The sequence below is a fragment of the Actinorugispora endophytica genome, assembly GCF_004363075.1.
Taxonomy (GTDB): Bacteria; Actinomycetota; Actinomycetes; order Streptosporangiales; family Streptosporangiaceae; genus Actinorugispora; species Actinorugispora endophytica.
The window spans coordinates 167,168-185,102 of record NZ_SNYN01000001.1; the positions used below are offsets into that span (position 1 = coordinate 167,168).

The following is a 17,935-nucleotide window of genomic DNA, read 5'->3' on the forward strand; positions in this document are numbered from 1 at the left end:
ACGGGACGGGGCGCTCTCGGCCGCCGCGCACTCGGCGCTAATCGCTGAAGATCGACTGGATCATCCAGAGCAGGCGCAGGATCTCGATGTAGAGCCAGACCAGCGTGACGGTCAGGCCGAACGCGAGCTGCCAGGAGAACTTCTCCGGCAGGCCCATCGCGATGGCGTCGTCCACGCCCTTGAAGTCGATGGCCAGCACCAGCGCGGCCAGGATGATGGCGATGGCGCTGACGGCCAGACCCAGCGGGCCGGCGGTGCGCAGGCCCAGGCCGCCGTCGATGAAGAAGCTCAGCACGAAGTTGACCAGGATCAGCGCGACGAACCCGATGAGGGCCGCGGTCACGACCTTCACGAAGGTGTTGGTGACCCGGATGATCTGGAACTTGTACAGCGCGAGCATGCCGCCCGCCACGAACAGCGTGCCGAACACCGCGGGCACCACGAGGCCCCCGGCCGCGGAGCCGATCGAGCGCTCCAGCACGAAGCTGAAGCCGCCGACCAGCAGGCCCTCGAACACCGCGTAGGTGAGGATCAGGCCCGGGTTCGTGGACTGCTTGAACGAGATGACCAGGCCCAGGACCAGGCCGCCGATCGCGCCCAGGGCCAGCAGGCCGATCCCGAGGCCGGGGTTGACCATCGCGGCCAGGAAGTAGGTGACGACCGCGCCCAGCACCACGGTGCCGAGCGTGAACCCGGTCCGCATGACGACGTCGTCGATGGTGATCGGACGGTAGTCGGGGGCCCGGTGCACGGGACCGCCGTGGCCGTAGCCCTGCTGGGGGGCGTACTGGCCGGGTCCGTACCCCTGCGGGGGGTATCCGGGCTGCTGCGGGTAGGGCTGCCCGTACCCCTGCTGGTACGGGCCCTGACCATAGGGGCCTTGATGGGTCTGTGCGCCCGCGCCTCCCGGGCCAGACGCCATAGCCCGCTTGAGAACGGGGTTTGAACTGCGCATCCGCATTTTTCGCTCCGCACCTTTCAGGGGCGTGACACTACTGCCATTAACGTAACGGATGCCCTCACGGACGGGTTCCCACGACTCTGTCACAGTGTGGGCACGGGTCTCCCTCTCTTTCACTGCCCCTTTTCGCGCTGATCTCGACCTTTCCGGGGTCTCAACCGCCTGGGAGACCCCGGAAAGGTCGAGATCAGCGGGAGGACCACAGGGAGCGCGCGAAGAACGCCAGGTTGGCGGGGCGCTCGGCAAGGCGGCGCATGTAGTAGCCGTACCACTCCTGCCCGTAGGGCACGTACACCCGCATCCGCCTGCCCCCGGCCGCCAGCGCGGTCTGCTCCTCGGTCCGGATCCCGTACAGCATCTGGTACTCGTAGGAGTCCGCGGAGCGGTTCGCGGCGGCCGCCAGGTGCCCGGCGATCTCGATCACGCGCGGGTCGTGGGAGGCGACCATCGGGTATCCGGCGCCGTTCATCAGCGTCTTCAGGCAGCGCACGTAGGAGCGGTCCACCTCGCCCTTGTCGCGGTAGGCGACCGACGCCGGCTCGTCGTAGGCGCCCTTGCACAGCCGCACCCGCGAGCCCTCGCGGGCCAGGTCCCGGCAGTCGGCCTCGGTCCGGCGCAGGTAGGCCTGCAGGACCGCGCCGACCCAGGGGAAGTCGACCCGCAGCTCGCGCAGGACCTCCAGGGTCGAGTCGGTGGTGGTGTGGTCCTCCATGTCCAGGGTGACCGTGGTGCCGACCGCCTCCGCCGCCTCGCAGATCCGCCGGGCGTTGTCCAGCGCGGTCTTCCGCCCGTCCACGGGCAGGGCCTGGCCGACCGCGGACAGCTTCACCGACACCTCGACCCGCTCGGCGAGGCCCCGCCCGCCGAGCTCGGCCAGCAGCCGGGTGTACACGTCGGCGGTCTCCCGGGCCTGGGCCTCGTCGGCGACGTCCTCGCCCAGGTGGTCCAGGGTGACCAGCCGGTCGGCGGTGATCCCGCCGACGACCGGGAGGGCCTCCTCCAGCGTGGTCCCGGCGACGAACCGGGTCACCAGGTCGCGGGTGAAGGGAGCACGCTCGACGAACTTTCGGCAGGCCGTCGACCGTCCGGCGATCAGTAGCGGTGTACGGAGCATGGGGACCTCGCGGTGTTCACTACGTGGGGGGCGGCCCCGGGCCGGATCGATCCGGCCCGGGGCCCTGGCCTGGTGTCAGCCCTGGTGGGGGTAGCGGTAGTCCGTCGGCGGGACGAACGTCTCCTTGATGGACCGGGGACTGCTCCAGCGCGCCAGGTTCGCCGCCGATCCGGCCTTGTCGTTGGTGCCGCTGGCGCGCGCGCCGCCGAACGGCTGCTGGCCCACGACCGCGCCGGTGGGCTTGTCGTTGACGTAGAAGTTCCCGGCGGCGAAGCGCAGCGCCCGGGACGCCCGGGTGACGGCCGCGCGGTCGGTGGCGATGACCGCGCCGGTCAGGCCGTAGGGCGCGCCGGTGTCGACGGTCTCCAGGACCTCGTCGAAGGCGTCGTCCTCGTACACGTTGACCGCCAGGACCGGGCCGAAGTACTCGGTGGAGAACACCTCGTGGCCGGGGTCCGAGCCGAGCAGGACGGTGGGCCGGACGAAGTAGCCGGTGCTGTCGTCGGCGGTGCCGCCCGCGAGGACCTCCAGGGAGGGGTCCGTGCGGGCCGCGTCGAGCACCCCGGAGAGGCGGTCGTAGGAGCGGCGGTCGATGACGGCGCCCATGAAGTTGCCGAAGTCGGTGACGTCGCCGACGGCCAGCGACTCGACCTCGCCGACGAGGTCGTCCCTCATCCTGTTCCACACCGAGCGGGCGACGAAGGCGCGCGAGGCCGCCGAGCACTTCTGCCCCTGGTACTCGAACGCGCCGCGCAGCATCGCGGTGCGCAGGATGTCGGGGTCCGCGGAGGCGTGCGCGACGATGAAGTCCTTGCCGCCGGTCTCGCCGACGACGCGCGGGTAGGAGCGGTAGCCGGAGATGTTCTCGCCGACCGTGCGCCACAGGTGCTGGAAGGTGCGGGTGGAGCCGGTGAAGTGGATGCCGGCCAGGTCCGGGTCGGTCAGGGCCACGTCGGAGACCGCCAGGCCGTCGCCGGTGACGAGGTTGATGACGCCCGGGGGCAGCCCGGCCTCCTCCAGCAGGCTCATGGTCAGGTGCGCGGCGAAGGTCTGGGTGGGCGAGGGCTTCCACACCACGACGTTGCCCATGAGCGCGGGAGCGGTGGGCAGGTTCCCCGCGATGGCGGTGAAGTTGAACGGCGTGATCGCGTAGACGAAGCCCTCGAGCGGCCGGTGGTCGGTGCGGTTCCACACGCCCGGGGCGTTCGCCGGGGGCTGCTCGGCCATGATCTGGCGGGCGAAGCGGACGTTGAACCGCCAGAAGTCGACGAGCTCGCAGGCCGCGTCGATCTCGGCCTGGACCGCGGTCTTGGACTGGCCCAGCATGGTGGCGGCGTTGAGGCGCTGGCGCCACGGGCCGGACAGCAGGTCCGCGGCGCGCAGCAGGATCGCGGCGCGCTCGTCGAAGGGGGTCTCCCGCCAGGCGGGGGCGGCCCGCTTCGCGGCGGCGACGGCGGCGCGGGCGTCGTCGTGGGTGGCGTTGCCGAAGGTCCCCAGGACCGCGGCGTGGTTGTGCGGCTGCACGACGTCAACGCGGTCGCCGCCGCCCATCCGCCGCTCGCCCCCGATGGTCATCGTCAGGTCGACCGGCTCCTGGGCCAGCAACTTGAGCTGCTCGGCGAGAGCGGTCCGCTCGGCACTGCCCGGCGCGTAGGACAGGACCGGCTCGTTCACCGGCGCGGGAACGTTCGTCACGGCGTCCATGGGACTGGCCCCCTCGTATGTCGTGGTTGAACTGGACAAACGCTATGTCGATCCATCCGGTTCGTTCTTGTGTGGGCGGCTACTCTTCACCGGCCCCGGTTGTCCGATAGGACAAGATGGGGGTGATGGCCGCCTTCGACGACCCCCTACCCGCGAACGCGCTTCCCGACAACGGGCCGCTCGCGCCGTCCGGGGTTCCGCTGCGCCGACTGCTGCTCGCCGTGGGCGAGCCGGTGGTCGAGGTGCTGGCCGCGCCCGCCGGGCTGGACGTGTCGATCCGCGACGTGGTGATCCTGGACCCCGAGGACGAGACGGTCCCCTACACCGGGGACCTGGTGCTGCTGATCGGCGCGCGCGGCCGGGCCGCGGCCCGGCTGGTGCGCGCCGCCGGGCGGCGCGGCGCGGCGGCGATCGCGGTGAAGGCGGACGAGGGCGGCGGGACCGAGCCGCTGCGCGCCACGGCCCTCGACGCGGGGGTCGCGCTGCTGGCGGTGCGCCCGGAGCTGCGCTGGGAGCAGTTGCAGTCGCTGTGCCGCGGCGTCGTGGACGACGCGCGGCTGGGCGGGTCCTCCGACATCGGGGAGGTCTCGGGGGACCTGTTCTCGCTGGCGCAGACGATCGCGACGCTCACCGGCGGACTCGTCAGCATCGAGGACTCCGCGAGCCGGGTGCTGGCCTACTCGGGCGGGGAGGAGGCCGACGAGCTGCGCCGCCGGTCCGTGCTCGGCCGGCGGGGGCCCGAGGCGTACCTGGCTCTGCTGCGCGACTGGGGGGTCTTCCGGAGACTGCGCGCCGGCGAGGAGGTGGTGCGCGTCGACGAGCACCCCGAGCTGGGCATCCGGCGGCGCCTCGCGGTCGGGATCCACGCGGGGACGCAGCCGCTGGGCGCCATCTGGGTGCAGGAGGGCGCCGCGCCGTTCACCCCTCAGGCCGAGGAGGCGCTGCTGGGCGCGGCCCGGATGGCGGCGCTGCACCTGGTCCGCCAGCGCACCGAGGCCACGGCCGGGCTGCGGCTGCGCCAGGACCTGCTGGCCGGGCTGCTGGAGGGCCGGGGAGAGCCCGCCGCGCTGGCGGACAGCGTCCGGGTGGACGCCGAGCACACCGTCGTCGTGGTGGTCTTCACCCTGCGCGACGACGGGTCCGGGCCCGGTCCGGACCGTTCTGCCGTGGAGCTGCGGCACCGCCGGATGGCCAGTCTGATCGGCGTGCACGCGGCGGCGTACCGGCGCGAGGCGCTGGTGACGACGCTGGGCTCGCGGGTGTACGTGCTGTTCCCGTCACTGGCCCGGCGCACCGCGGAGCCGTCCGTGCTGGCGCTGACCCGCAAGGTCGTGGCGGCCGCCCGCGCCCTGCCGGACCTGACCGTGCAGGCCGCGGTGGGGTCGATGGTGGACAGCCTCGCCGACGTGCGTGCCTCGCGGACGGAGGCGGACCGTGTCCTGGACGTGATGGGCCGGGACCCGGCGATGGACGTGGCGACCATCTCGGACGTGCGCTCGCGGGTGCTGGTCGGCGAGACCCTGGAGCGGCTGCGTGAGGACCCCCGCCTGCGCGACCCGCGCGTCGCCCGCCTGGTCCGGCACGACACCGCGCACGGGTCCGCGCTGGTGCCGTCGCTCATCGCCTACCTGGAGGCCTTCGGCGACGTGCGCGCCGCCGCGGCCGGGCTGCACATCCACCCCAACACGCTGCGGTACCGGATGCGCAGGGCCGGGGCGGTAAGCGGGCTGGACCTGTCCGACCCCGACGAGCGGCTGTCCGCCCACCTCCAGCTGCTGCTGGAGCAGGGGCGCTGACGCGCCGGAACGGCGCGCGGACCGCCGCGGTTCCGGCGGGGAACCGCGGCCGCCAGGGCGGATCCGTGTCCTGAGTACCCCCGGTCGGACTCGAACCGACACTTGTGACCCTTTTAGGGGGCCTGCCTCTACCATTGGGCTACGAGGGCCCGACCAGCATACCGGCACGCACCATTTTCCGGGTTCGGTTCCATGTCGCCTCGCACACGTGCGGAGGGCCGCACCCAGGGGGTGCGGCCCTCCGCGTGCTTCCGGCTAGCTCACGCGGCGCAGCAGGTGGCCGTCCTCGATCTGCGGGCGGCTCGCCTCGGCGAACGCCTGGCGCGGGTCGCTCATCTCGGGCATCGACGCGAAGTCGCGGCGCAGGAAGAACCCCAGCGTCCAGTCCGAGAGGACCCGGAACTTGCGGTTGAAGGTGGGCACCGCGAGCAGGTGGTACGAGCGGTGCGCCAGCCAGGCCAGGCGGCCGGTCAGCTTGATCCGGCCGAACAGCTGGGCGGCGCCCTTGTTCATGCCGAGTCCCGCGACCGCGCCCAGGTTCTTGTGGCGGTAGGGCTTGAGCTCCTTGCCACGCAGGGTCGCGATGACGTTGTCGGCCAGGATCGGGGCCTGGCGGACCGCGTTCTGGGCGTTGGGCGGGTAGTAGCCGCCGTTGCCGTCGGGCACCTGGGCGTTGTCGCCGCCCGCGAAGGCGTTGTCCACGCCGTTCACGGTGAGGTACTCGCTGGTGTCCACGTGGCCCTTGGGGCCCAGCGGCAGGTCCGAGGCCTGGACGACGGGGCTCGGCTTGACGCCGGCGGTCCACACCAGGGTCCCGGCGTCGAACTCGGTGCCGTCGCTGAGCTTGATCCGCTGGTCGACGGCCGACTCCAGGAAGGTCGACAGGCGCACGTCGATGCCGCGCAGGCGCAGCTGGTTGAGCGCCTTGCCCCCGACCTCGGGGCCCACCTCGGGCAGGATCTTGTCCGCGGCCTCGATGAGGTAGAAGTGCAGGTCGTCGATGCCGATCGACGGGTAGATCCGGGTGGCGTCGCGGGCGAGGTCCTCCAGCTCCGCGATGGCCTCGGCGCCCGCGAACCCGCCGCCGACGAACACGAAGTTCAGCGCCTTGCGGCGGACCTCGGGGTCGTCGGTGGAGTCGGCGATGTTGAGCTGCTCCAGCACGTGGTTGCGCAGGTAGGCGGCTTCCTCGACGGTCTTGATGCCGATGCCGTGCTCGGCCAGGCCCGGGATGGGCAGGGTCCGCGAGACGGCTCCGGCGGCCACGACGATGTGGTCGTAGGCGATGTCGCGGACCTCGCCCTGGTTCGACTCGAACTCGACCTTGCGGCCGGTGTGGTCGATGCGGATGACGCGGCCGTTGAGGACGCGGACCCGGTTCAGGACCTTGCGCAGCGGGACGACGACGTTGCGCGGGGAGATGCTGCCCGCGGCCGTCTCGGGCAGGAACGGCTGGTAGGTCATGTAGGAGTTGGGGTCGACGACCGTGATGCGGGCCTCACCGGCGCCCAGCTTCTTCTCCAGCCGCATCGCCGTGTACATCCCCAGGTACCCACCGCCGACGATGAGTACGTGCGGGATCTCCGTCTCGTCGCCACCGCCGTGCACCAGCCGGTAGTTCCTGCTCTCGGTCATCGCAATTCCGCCCTTAGCTTCCACGTCCCGCCCCCACGATAGGAAGCGAAGATCGGTAAGTCTTCTTTGACTGACATCTCTGCTTTCTGATTCCCACAGAAAGGACGCGTCTTTTTAACGCTTGCTCGAGATCTCGCCCATCCCGCGCCTGCTTGTGCATTCTTTCACAAGCCCCCTCCGTCAAGGAAGGCACAGGTCAGAAAGGTTTAGACCAGGATAAACCCGACCTGGGACAGGTTCCACCAGGTCAGAGGCCATGTGAACGAGTTAACGCACCCGTAACAACGTGATGGGGTTCACTCGGCCCCCCAATCGGGGGCCGAATCCCCTGGACCTGAGGCGCCGGATCCGCTACCGCCCCCGGGGCGGCGGTCCCTACTCCGCTCCCAGGGCCAGGCTCCAGGCGATCCCGTCCAGGATGTCGTGCTCGCTGGCGACGAACTCCGACGCCCCCGTGCGGGCCAGCACCCGCTCCAGGATGAGCGCGCCCGCGCCGATCACGTCCACCCGGCCCGGGTGCATGACGCCGATCGCCTCGCGCCGCTCGCGCGGCATGGCCAGCAGGTCCGCGGTGATCTCGCCCAGCCTCCCGGCCGACACCCGGGAGTGGTGGATCCGGTCGGGGTCGTACCCGGGCAGGTCCAGCGAGATCCCGGCCACCGTCGTGGCGGTCCCCGCCACGCACACCACCGTCGCGGCCTCGCCCAGCGGGACGGCCGCCGCGGCCTCGTCCAGCGCGGCCTCGATGTCGGCGGTGGCCGCCGCGATCTCCTCCGCCGTAGGCGGGTCCGACCTCAGGTGCCGCTCCGTCATCCGCACGCAGCCGATGTCCACCGACCGGGCCGCGCGCACCGCGCCGTCCCCGGAGTCGTCGGCGAAGCCCAGCACGAACTCGGTGGAGCCGCCGCCGATGTCCACCACCAGGTAGGGGCGCGCCATGCCCGCGGCCGGGTCCTCGGCCGCCTCCAGCTCGGCCGTCGCGCCGACGAAGGAGAGCTCCGCCTCCTGGTCGCCGCTGATCACCTCGGGCTCCACGCCGATGATCGCGCGCACGCCGTCGACGAACTCGGCGCGGTTGGCGGCGTCCCGGGTGGCGCTGGTGGCGACCATGCGCACCGACTCGGGACCGAACTCCACGCCGTTGGCCTTCATCCGCTCCGCGTAGTCGGCCAGCGCGGCGAAGGTGCGCTCCAGCGCCTCGGGCGCGAACACGCCGGTGCGGTCCACCCCCTGGCCGAGCCGGACCACCTCCATGCGGCGCTCGATGTCCAGCATCTGGACGTCGTCACCGTCCACGGGGATCAGCCCGGCCAGCAGCAGCCGGATGGAATTGGTTCCGCAGTCGATAGCCGCGACCGTGTTCACTCGTCCCCGCCGTTCTTCTCTGGGTCTCCGGGGTCCCCCGGATCGTCCGCCACGTGCACGCACGGGCCCTTGGCCCACCAGTCGGGCAGCGCGTCCAGCGCCTCGCGTCCGAACGGGTTGGTGCCCGGCGCGGCCAACTCGTGCCCGACCAGCGCGTGCAGGCACTTGACCCGGGTCGGCATCCCGCCCGCGCTCTGCACGCCCTCGGGCAGCGGCTCGACCCCCGCCTCGCGGGCGAGGCCGTCGCGCTCGGCCAGGTAGGCCTCGTGCGCCTTGGCGTAGGCGGCGCGCAGCCCGGGGTCGCCGTCGAGGCGCTCGGTCATCTCGCGCATCATCCCGCCGCCCTCCAGAGTGCCGATGGCGGAGGCCGCGCGCGGGCAGGTCAGGTAGTACATGGTGGGGAACGGCGTGCCGTCCTCCAGACGCGGCGCGGTGCGCACGACGTCGGGCAGCCCGCACGGGCACCGGTGCGCGACCCCGCGCACGCCCCGCGGCGACCGCCCCAGCTGGAGTTCGACGGCAGCGATGTCTGTACTGGTGAACCGCCCGTCGGGGGCGGACCGGTCTGGATGAGTCATGTCGGGTTCAGCCTAATGCGCCGGGGGCGCCGCCCGGGCCGGTCAGCGCACCCCGCGCAGCAGCTCCCGGCCACCCCGACCGCGTCCACAATGCCCGTTTCGCGAGAGTCTCGTTGCGGAGCGACCCGGCTCGCGACCCCCAGGCCCCTGGCCGGTGATCTTGCTGTTTTCCCCCGAAAACCTTGACTTCAGGGGGAAAACAGCAAGATCACCGGACATTCGAGGGGCGGTTCCGCCCCCCCCGGAATGATCATGGGCTTTCCGCCCTTCCCGGCCCCGAAACGGGCGGAAAGCCCAAGACCGTCAACAAAACCACCGGTGCCCGAATTCACCCCCGCGCCGGGGTCTCCCTAGCCGGACGGGGTCCCCGCCTCGTCCGCCTCCAGGACGGACTTCCACAACTGGGTGAACCAGGGGTCGGCGGGCGCGCTGTCCTCGGGGGTCTCGGGGGCCTCTCCGCCGATGACGACGTAGGCCTGCTCCCCCGGGTACCGGTAGTGCAGCCGGGAGCGGGCCTCGCGTTCGATGTAGGCGGGGTCCTGGAGCTCCTCGTAGCGCTGGGAGAGCTCCTCGACGGTCTCCTGGGTGCGGGCGCGCTGGTCCTGGAGCTGGGCGATCTCCGACCTCTGGGCGACGTACTCGCGCAGCGGGTAGGCCAGGCTCAGCGCGATCACGCAGACGAGCAGGGCCAGGACGGCGGCCCGGCTGGTCAGTGCGGGGCGGACGCTGGGCCTGCTCCCGGTGCCCGCGCGGGGGCGGGGAGCGGCCTTGGGGGCGTTCCCCGCCGGCCGCCCCTTGGCCGCGTCCTTGCCGGCGCCCTTTGCGGAGGAGCCGGCCGGGCGCTCGGCGGCACCGGAGGCCGAAGGACCCGTCCCCGCGCGGGGACGGCGGTCCTTCGGCGGCTCCGATGCCCCGGCCACTTCCGGTCAGCCCTTCCGGGCGAAGCGCGGGAACGCGCCGGCGCCGGCGTAGACGGCCGCGTCGTCGAGCTCCTCCTCGATGCGCAGCAGCTGGTTGTACTTGGCGACCCGCTCGCTGCGGGCGGGGGCGCCGGTCTTGATCTGCCCGGCGTTGGTGGCCACCGCGATGTCCGCGATGGTGGTGTCCTCGGTCTCGCCGGAGCGGTGGCTGATCATCGCGGTGTAGCCGCTGCGCTGGGCGAGCGAGACGGCGTCCAGGGTCTCGGTGAGGGTGCCGATTTGGTTCACCTTGACCAGCAGCGAGTTGGCGGCGCCCTCGACGATGCCGCGCTGGAGCCGCTCGGGGTTGGTCACGAACAGGTCGTCGCCGACGAGCTGGACGCGGTCGCCGAGGGCCCTGGTGAGGGTCTTCCAGCCCTCCCAGTCCTCCTCGTCGAGCGGGTCCTCGATGGAGACGAGCGGGTAGGCGTCGACGAGCTCGCCGTAGTAGGCGGCCATCTCCTCGGAGCTGCGGCTCTTGCCCTCGAACTGGTAGGCGCCGTCGGAGTGGAACTCGGTGGCGGCGACGTCCAGGGCCAGCGCGATGTCGCGGCCGGGGGTGTAGCCCGCCTTCTCGATGGCCTCGACGATGAGGTCGAGCGCGGCGCGGTTGCTCTCCAGGTCGGGGGCGAAGCCGCCCTCGTCGCCGACGCCGGTGGCCAGGCCGTGGGCCTTGAGCACGGACTTGAGCGCCTGGTAGACCTCGGCGCCCCAGCGCACCGCCTCGCGGAAGCTCGGCGCCCCGATCGGGGCGATCATGAACTCCTGGATGTCGACGTTGGTGTCGGCGTGCGCGCCGCCGTTGAGGATGTTCATCATCGGCACGGGGAGCACGTGCGCGTTGGGGCCGCCGATGTAGCGGAAGAGCGGCAGGTCGGCGCTGTCCGCCGCGGCCTTGGCCACGGCCAGGGAGGCGCCCAGGATGGCGTTGGCGCCGACCCGGGACTTGTCGGGGGTGCCGTCCAGGTCGATCAGGGCGCGGTCGATGAGCCGCTGCTCCTCGGGGCCGTAGCCCAGGAGCTCGTCGGCGATCTCCTCGTTGACCGCGGTGACGGCCTTCTCGACGCCCTTGCCGCCGTAGCGGTCGCCGCCGTCGCGCAGCTCGACAGCCTCGAACTGACCGGTGGACGCGCCGCTGGGAACGGCCGCGCGAGCGGTCGTCCCGTCGTCGAGCAGGACCTCGACCTCGACTGTCGGGTTACCGCGGGAGTCAAGGATCTCCCGCGCCTGCACTGCCTCGATCGACGACAACGTAGTACTCCGTTTCCTCGCGTCTGTGCGCGGTTGGGGACCGCGTTCGGCGTGTAGTGACACCGCGCCGCCCGGCGGTACGGGGATCGTGCGCTCCCGTGTCCGCCGCGCGAACCACCCCGAGCCTACCGATCCGGGTGCCGCGCGGTCTCCCCTCCTCCCCCCATTGGTTTAGTCCATTTTCGGCAACTCGCTGATCAGCAACGATGTCGGCGCCCTGGGGCACCGGACGGCGCGGAGGGCGGTGTTCGGGGTGTCGGCGTGTCGCGTCCGCCGCCGCGCCGGGCGCGCGCGGGAGAACGCGGACGCCCCGATGCCGACCGTCCCCGGGCCTTTCACCTACAATCCCGATCAAAGAGGTCGTAAAACCGGGAAGGCTCTCTCCTCGATGCAGACCCTCATCCTCCTGGCCGCCTTCGGCCTGGCCGCGCAACTCGTCGACGGCAGCCTGGGCATGGGCTACGGCGTCACCTCGACCACCCTGCTGCTGGCGATCGGCGCGACCCCGGCCGGCGCGTCGGCGACCGTGCACCTGGCCCAGATCGGCACGACGCTGTCCTCGGGCTTCGCGCACTGGAGGATGGGCAACGTCGACTGGAGGGTCGTGCGGCGCATCGCGGTCCCCGGCGCGGTCGGCGCCTTCCTCGGCGCGACCCTGCTGAGCTCTCTGTCCACCGAGGCCGCCGCCCCCCTGATGTCGGCCATCCTGCTGGCGCTGGGCGTGTACGTCCTGGTCCGCTTCACCGCCTGGGGCACCCCGCGCGGCAACCTCGGCAAGCCGCTGCGCAGGCGCTTCCTGGGGCCGCTGGGCCTGGCGGGCGGGTTCATCGACGCGACGGGCGGCGGCGGGTGGGGCCCGGTCGGCACCCCCGCGCTGCTGGCCAGCGGCCGACTGGAGCCGCGCAAGGTCATCGGCTCGGTGTGCACCAGCGAGTTCATCGTCGCGGTCGCGGCCAGCGCGGGCTTCCTTGTCGGCCTGGGGCACGCGGGCGTCGACTGGGCCTGGGCGGCCGCCCTGCTGGTGGGCGGCTCCGTCGCCGCTCCCTTCGCGGCCTGGATCGTGCGCCACTTCCCGCCCCGCGTCCTGGGCTCGGTGGTCGGCGGCATGATCATCCTGACCAACACGCGTACCGTCGTGAACGGCGACTGGCTCCCCGTACCCCCGGTCGGCCAGGTCCTCGCCTACGTCGCCGTGGCGGCGGTGTGGGCCGCGGCCGTCACCTGGTCCGTGCGCGCCCACCTGGCCGACCGCGCCGCCGAGAAGGCCGCGGCGGACCGGGACCTCGTCGTCCCCGAGCCCGTGCGCGACCGCGCCTGAGACCGCCCGCGCGAAACCGCGACGCGACGACGTCCCCGCGAAGCGGGGGAAGTGAGGCCGCCCGCGGTCGGCGGCGCGGCGTCACGGGCTCTCCCGGGACGCCGCGCCGGCGCCGGCCGGATCAGGCGGCCAGCTGCCGCAGCAGGTCGGCCGAGTCGTGCAGCGCCGTCATCTGCACGAAGCGGCCATCGCTGACCTTGTAGATGGCGTACTCGACGATCTCGAAGGAGGCGCCGGAGGGAGGAACGTCGAGCCACTCCTTCACCGGGGTTCCGGTGTTGACCGCGCGCACGGCGATCCGGTCCCGGTCGAACAGCAGCTCCTCGACCTCCCACTGGAGGTCCGGCACAGCGTCGATGTTGTACTTCATGACCGCGACGACGTCGTCGCGGGTGCCCGGTTCGCCGTTCAGCACGACGTCGTCGGCGATGAACTCGTCCATGCCTCCGAGCTCGTGGGCGTTGAGCGCCGCCACGTAGCGCAGGTACCACTCCTTGACGCCGGAGTCGGTCATCGGTCTTCTCCTTCTGGGTCGCCGATCCCCCTGCGGGGATCGATGGGGAGCGGCGAGGACCGGTGCCCCGCTCGACTCGCTACCGACATTAGGGACGGCGACGGCGGCGGCCCAGAGTCCTCCCGAGCCAGGGGTCCGGGAGTACCATGTTCGCCGCGCCGCGTGGACCCGGCCTCGATTCACGAGTGAGACGTCCGATGAGCCGGGCGCCCGCCCGCGTGCCGAACGCGATCCGGGGAAGCCGGAGCGGGGAGGGCCGGACGGTGCCGGCATGCGGCGCGCGCCGGGGCCGCGTCCTGGCGGAGGCCCCGGGCGCGGACGATCCGAGAAAAGCCGACGCGCCGGCTGCGGGGTTCTCCCGCAGCCGGCGCGTTCATCGGGATGTCGGCGGAACCGGGGGCGCCGCGTCGACTGCGGTGCCGTGCCCGCCCGGCTCCCGGGCGGGGGTGCTGACCGCGCCCTTCGTCGCACCGCGCGTCACCACTGGTGGCACGCGGTGTACGAGGCCGCCAACGCCGGGGCGACGACGCGTGCGCCCTTGCTCATCCCGCCCGGCGCCAACCGGACGAGGCGGGGGCGCCGCACACGGCGGCGAGCAGAGGCCGGGGCCCGCGTGTCCCGTCGAGGGCGCGGACGACGGCCGCGCCCCGCTCCGCGATCGCCGGAAGCGCTGACGGAACCGGCGGGGAAGCCCTGTGCCGTCCGCTCCCCCTCACCACGCGAGGGTGCCGTAGCGGTCGATGAACCGGCCCGTTCCGGCGCCGGGGTCCTCGGTGGCCAGGGTCACGATGGCGTCGGTTCCCTCGGTCACGGTCTGGGTGCCGCTGTGGCCGTTGAGGTCGGTCGCGGTGTAGCCGGGATCGACGGCGTTGAACCGGACGTCGCCCAACGCCTTCGCGTACTGCGTGGTCAGCATCGTGACGGCGGCCTTGGAGGCCGCGTAGACGGGGGCGATGACCTTCGACTCGACCCGTTCGGGGTCGTGCGTGAGCGCGACGGACCCCAGGCCGCTGCTGACGTTGACGACGGTCGGAGCGTCGGAGGCGCGCAGGAGCGGCAGGAAGGCCGTGGTGACCCGCACGACGCTGACCACGTTGGTGTCGAGCACCAGCGCGGCCTCCGCGCCGGTCAGCTCCTCGGCGGGCACGGCGCCACCGGTGATGCCGGCGTTGTTGACCAGGACGTCGATCCGGCCCTCCTCGGCCGCGACGTCGGCGGCCGCGGCCGCGACCGAGGCGTCGTCGGTGACATCGATCCGGACGAAGCGGACACCCAGCTCTGCCGCCGCGCGGCGTCCGCGACCGACGTCGCGGGCGCCGAGGAGCACGGTGTGCCCGAGTCCGGTGAGGCGGCGGGCGGTCTCGAAACCGAGGCCCTTGTTGGCTCCGGTGATGAATATGGTCTTGGGCATGCCCCGAGTCTTCACCGGGTCTGCCGGGACCAGCCAGGGAACGGCTCTCGGTAGGACCACCAGTACCACCCGAGCGGGCGCGGAGGCAGATGCGCGGCTGCTTACGATGTGGTCGTGAACAACAGGAATGCCATCGACAACCAGCTGGGAGCGACACTCCGGGCCTGGCGGGACCGGCTCTCGCCAGAAGCCGTCGGACTGCCGGTGGAAAAGGCGCGTCGGTCGCCGGGCCTGCGGCGTGAGGAGCTCGCCGAGCTGGCCGGCCTCTCCGTCGACTACCTCGTGCGACTCGAGCAGGGCCGGGCCGTCAGCCCCTCCGAGCAGGTCGTCACCTCGTTGGCCCGCGCGCTCCGGCTCTCCCAGGACGAGCGGGAGCACCTCCATCGGCTCACCGGGTTCCGGCCGCCGCAGGACCGGCGGGTCGTCGACGACATCGCGCCGAGCATGCGGCGGCTGCTGACCCTGCTCGATTCCACTCCGGTCGCGGTCTTCGCCGCAGACTGGAAGCTGGTCTGGTGGAACCCCAGGTGGGCCGCGCTGTTCGGCGAACCTACGAGGATCGGGGCCGAGGAACGCAACCTGGTGCGGCTGCGCTTCCCGGTCGCCTCGGACCGCGGCCGCCTGGCGAGCTGGCCGGTGATCCCCGCCAACGCCGAGGCCGCCGACCGGGCCCTCGTGGCCGACCTGCGCCGAGCCGCGGCCCGGTTCCCCGACGATCCGCGCGTGACCGAGCTGGTGGCCGGCAGGATCGCCGGCAACCCCCGGTTCGCCGCGTTCTGGGCCGATGCCGCCGTGGGACGGCACTCCGAGGACCGCAAGACGATCCGGCATCCCGTCATCGGGGAGGTGAGCGTCGACTGCGACGTCCTGACGGACGGGGACACCGACCTCAAGATCGTCGCCTATACGGCGGTCCCGGGCAGCGAGGACGAGTCCAAGCTCGAACTCGCCGGCATCATCTCTTCTCCGGGGAGCGACGCGTGACCACGACCGGCGTCAGTCGGTGATCGTGACGCCGGCGTTCTACAAAACGGACAGATCTGAACGCTGGCGTCACGATCACCGAGCAGGGCCCCGGTGAGGACCGCGACCGTCGACAGCCCGTTCGCGGCTCCCCGGACCGTCTCACGGATCCGGGGCACGCGTCCGCCTATAGTTCGCATTGTCCGTTGGCGGCGACACGGTCGAGCGAGGCGGGGATGACCGACGAGACGACGCCCCCTTCGCAGCGGCGGCGCAACACCGAACTGGCCATGCTGTCCGTGGCCCTGCTGGTGTTCGTCACCGGTTTCTGCTTCGCCGGGCTGAGCCTGGACGGGCGCGTCCCGGATACCCTGTGGATGTTCGCCGCCGTACTCGGCGCCGGGTCCCTGGCCGTGCACGTGGGGCTGCGGTTCCTCGCCCCCCACGCCGATCCGCTGATGCTCCCGCTGGCGGTGCTGCTCAACGGGATCGGACTGGTCCTGATCTGGGGGCTGCACGCCGAGGCCGGACGCCCCGACTCCGGCGCCTTCAGGCAGCTCATGTGGACGGGCCTGGGCCTGATGATGTGCCTGGCCGTGCTGTTCGCCGTGCGCCGCCCCCAGCACCTGCAGCGCTACCCGTACCTGATGGCGCTCGCCGGGCTGGTCCTGATCGCCTCGCCCATGCTGCCCGTCATCGGCCTGGACCAGTACGGCGCGCGGCGCTGGCTGTCGTTCGGCCGGTACACCGTGCAGCCCTCGGAGTTCGCCAAGGTCCCGCTCGTCATCTTCCTGGCGGCCTACCTGGGCATGAAGCGGGACATGCTGGCGCTGGCCGCCACCCAGATCACGGTGCGCGGGGTCAAGGTCTTCAGCGTGCCGCGCGTGCGCGACATGGGGCCGATGACGGTGGCGTGGGGCATCGCCATCCTGCTGCTGGTCGGCACCAAGGACCTGGGCACCTCCCTTCTGCTGTTCGGGCTGTTCCTGGCGATGTTCTACACCGCCACCCAGCGCAAGTCCTGGGTGGGCATCGGCCTGGCGATGTTCCTGGCCGGGGCGTACGCGGCCTACCTGGTCTTCTGGCACGTGCAGCAGCGGGTGACGATCTGGCTGCACGCCTTCGACCCCGAGGTGTACTACGGGCCCAACGGCAGCTACCAGGTGGTGGAGGGGCTGTTCGCGCTCGCCGACGGGAGGCTGACCGGGATCGGCTTCGGCACCGGACGCGCGGCGGGGATCTTCGCCTCCGACAGCGACCTGATCCTGGTGTCCCTGGGCGAGAAGTTCGGCCTGGCCGGGCTGTGCGCGGTGATGCTGGCGACCCTGCTGCTGGTGGAGCGGGCGTTCCGGGTCGCGCTGGACGCGCGGGAGCTGTTCGTCAAGCTGATGACGACCGGGCTGGCCTTCCTGTGGGCCTTCCAGGTGTTCGTGGTGCTGGGCGGGGTGACCCTGCTGATCCCGCTGAGCGGCATGACCACGCCGCTGCTGTCCACCGGCGGCTCCTCGCTGATCACCAGCTGGATCGTGGTGGGCCTGTGGCTTCGCGTGGGCGACGAGGCGCACCGCCCCGCCGCCCCCCGGGTCCACGACGGCGGCGCCACCGTGGAGCTCCCCCTGGGCGCCTCGCGCGGGGGCGGGCTCAACTCCAGTACGTCCGCCACTGGTCCGGTGTGAGGGCACGCGGGTCGAGGCCGTCGGCGCGGGCCGCCGCCTCGGCCGCGCGCAGCCGGGCGTCGAAGCGGCGGGCAGCGGCGCGCAGGTCCATCTCCGGGTCGGCCCCGCGGCGCCGCTCGGCCTCCACCGCCGCGAACAGCTCCCCGCCGGGACCCCCGTCGTCGCCGATCAGCTCCTCGGGGAAGCCGTTGCGCGCGGCGCGCTTCTGCAGCTCGTAGGCCAGCAGCGCGGCGGGCTGCGCGAACGGCACCCCGGCCAGCACCGAGACGTCGGCGGACGCGCCCTCGGCCGCGCGCTCGGCGGCCTTGATCGTCTCCCAGTTGGCCTTGACCTCGTCCGCGCCGTCCACCACCGCGCCGGAGAACACGTGCGGGTGGCGGCGGGTGAGCTTGTCGATGACGGCGTCGGCGACGTCGTCGACGGTGAAGCCGTCCGGGCCCCGCTCCTCCGCGACCCGGGCGTGGAAGACCACCTGGAGCAGGACGTCGCCCAGCTCCCCGGCGAGGGCGTCCAGGTCGCCCCGCTCGATGGTCTCCAGCGTCTCGTAGGCCTCCTCGATGAGGTACTTGGCGAGCGTCTCGTGCGTCTGCTCCGCGTCCCACGGGCACTCGCGCCGCAGCGTGTCCATGACCTCGACCAGTGCGACCACCCGGTGCCCGGGCGGCCCTCCGTCGCGTTCGCTCATGGTCC

15 protein-coding genes and 1 tRNA gene are annotated in these 17,935 nt (G+C 72.3%); 4 read left to right on the top strand and 12 right to left on the bottom strand.

The window, feature by feature from the left end; translation table 11 throughout:
• Window positions 1-37: 37 nt before the first annotated feature.
• From EV190_RS00760 to pruA, 3 genes are all read right to left on the bottom strand, one after another.
• Complete coding sequence (locus EV190_RS00760; RefSeq protein ID WP_133739455.1) at window positions 38-961, bottom strand: Bax inhibitor-1/YccA family protein; 924 nt, start codon at window positions 959-961, stop codon at window positions 38-40.
• A gap of 187 nt (window positions 962-1,148) precedes the next feature.
• The gene (locus tag EV190_RS00765) at window positions 1,149-2,075 is read right to left on the bottom strand and encodes a proline dehydrogenase family protein (RefSeq protein WP_133739456.1); all 927 of its coding nucleotides are present in this window, start codon (window positions 2,073-2,075) and stop codon (window positions 1,149-1,151) included.
• Window positions 2,076-2,150: 75 nt separating this feature from the next.
• Entirely contained in the window at window positions 2,151-3,779 is a 1,629-nt protein-coding gene (gene pruA / locus EV190_RS00770) for an L-glutamate gamma-semialdehyde dehydrogenase (protein ID WP_133739457.1), read from the bottom strand.
• Between the two features lie 125 nt (window positions 3,780-3,904).
• On the opposite strand from pruA, the gene EV190_RS00775 reads away from it, so the two are divergent.
• Window positions 3,905-5,575, top strand: coding sequence for a PucR family transcriptional regulator (locus EV190_RS00775; protein ID WP_133739458.1), 1,671 nt, complete (start codon window positions 3,905-3,907; stop codon window positions 5,573-5,575).
• 75 nt (window positions 5,576-5,650) lie between these two features.
• Here the strand turns inward: EV190_RS00775 and EV190_RS00780 are convergent.
• The 6 genes from EV190_RS00780 to eno form a co-directional block, all read right to left on the bottom strand.
• Window positions 5,651-5,724: transfer RNA gene (locus EV190_RS00780), tRNA-Leu, on the bottom strand.
• 106 nt (window positions 5,725-5,830) lie between these two features.
• Window positions 5,831-7,210, bottom strand: coding sequence for an NAD(P)/FAD-dependent oxidoreductase (locus EV190_RS00785; RefSeq protein WP_133739459.1), 1,380 nt, complete (start codon window positions 7,208-7,210; stop codon window positions 5,831-5,833).
• 375 nt (window positions 7,211-7,585) lie between these two features.
• Window positions 7,586-8,575: a Ppx/GppA phosphatase family protein gene (locus EV190_RS00790; RefSeq protein WP_133739460.1), complete on the bottom strand. Its 990-nt coding sequence runs from the start codon at window positions 8,573-8,575 to the stop codon at window positions 7,586-7,588.
• Window positions 8,572-9,153 carry a DUF501 domain-containing protein gene (locus tag EV190_RS00795; RefSeq protein ID WP_133739461.1) on the bottom strand — a complete coding sequence of 194 codons (582 nt, stop codon included), beginning with the start codon at window positions 9,151-9,153 and terminating at the stop codon, window positions 8,572-8,574. The genes EV190_RS00790 and EV190_RS00795 overlap by 4 nt, the downstream gene beginning before the upstream one ends.
• A gap of 350 nt (window positions 9,154-9,503) precedes the next feature.
• A complete protein-coding gene (locus tag EV190_RS23840; protein ID WP_243742254.1) occupies window positions 9,504-10,073 on the bottom strand; it encodes a septum formation initiator family protein in 570 nt (189 codons plus the stop codon).
• A gap of 6 nt (window positions 10,074-10,079) precedes the next feature.
• Window positions 10,080-11,363, bottom strand: a complete 1,284-nt coding sequence (gene eno / locus EV190_RS00805; RefSeq protein ID WP_133739462.1) for a phosphopyruvate hydratase — start codon at window positions 11,361-11,363, stop codon at window positions 10,080-10,082.
• 388 nt (window positions 11,364-11,751) lie between these two features.
• On the opposite strand from eno, the gene EV190_RS00810 reads away from it, so the two are divergent.
• Window positions 11,752-12,681, top strand: a complete 930-nt coding sequence (locus tag EV190_RS00810; protein WP_133739463.1) for a sulfite exporter TauE/SafE family protein — start codon at window positions 11,752-11,754, stop codon at window positions 12,679-12,681.
• A 121-nt stretch (window positions 12,682-12,802) separates the two neighbouring features.
• On the opposite strand, the gene EV190_RS00815 is transcribed toward EV190_RS00810, so the two are convergent.
• The gene (locus tag EV190_RS00815) at window positions 12,803-13,195 is read right to left on the bottom strand and encodes an ester cyclase (RefSeq protein WP_133739464.1); all 393 of its coding nucleotides are present in this window, start codon (window positions 13,193-13,195) and stop codon (window positions 12,803-12,805) included.
• Between the two features lie 712 nt (window positions 13,196-13,907).
• Window positions 13,908-14,606, bottom strand: coding sequence for an SDR family NAD(P)-dependent oxidoreductase (locus EV190_RS00820; RefSeq protein ID WP_133739465.1), 699 nt, complete (start codon window positions 14,604-14,606; stop codon window positions 13,908-13,910).
• Between the two features lie 114 nt (window positions 14,607-14,720).
• Here EV190_RS00820 and EV190_RS00825 point away from each other — a divergent pair, with 114 nt between their 5' ends.
• A complete protein-coding gene (locus EV190_RS00825) occupies window positions 14,721-15,590 on the top strand; it encodes a helix-turn-helix transcriptional regulator (protein WP_133739466.1) in 870 nt (289 codons plus the stop codon).
• 215 nt (window positions 15,591-15,805) lie between these two features.
• On the top strand, window positions 15,806-17,245 hold the full coding sequence (locus EV190_RS00830; RefSeq protein WP_243742255.1) for an FtsW/RodA/SpoVE family cell cycle protein: 1,440 nt from the start codon (window positions 15,806-15,808) through the stop codon (window positions 17,243-17,245).
• On the opposite strand, the gene EV190_RS00835 is transcribed toward EV190_RS00830, so the two are convergent.
• Complete coding sequence (locus tag EV190_RS00835) at window positions 17,211-17,930, bottom strand: MazG family protein (RefSeq protein ID WP_133739467.1); 720 nt, start codon at window positions 17,928-17,930, stop codon at window positions 17,211-17,213. The genes EV190_RS00830 and EV190_RS00835 overlap by 35 nt on opposite strands.
• Between the last annotated feature and the right edge of the window lie 5 nt (window positions 17,931-17,935).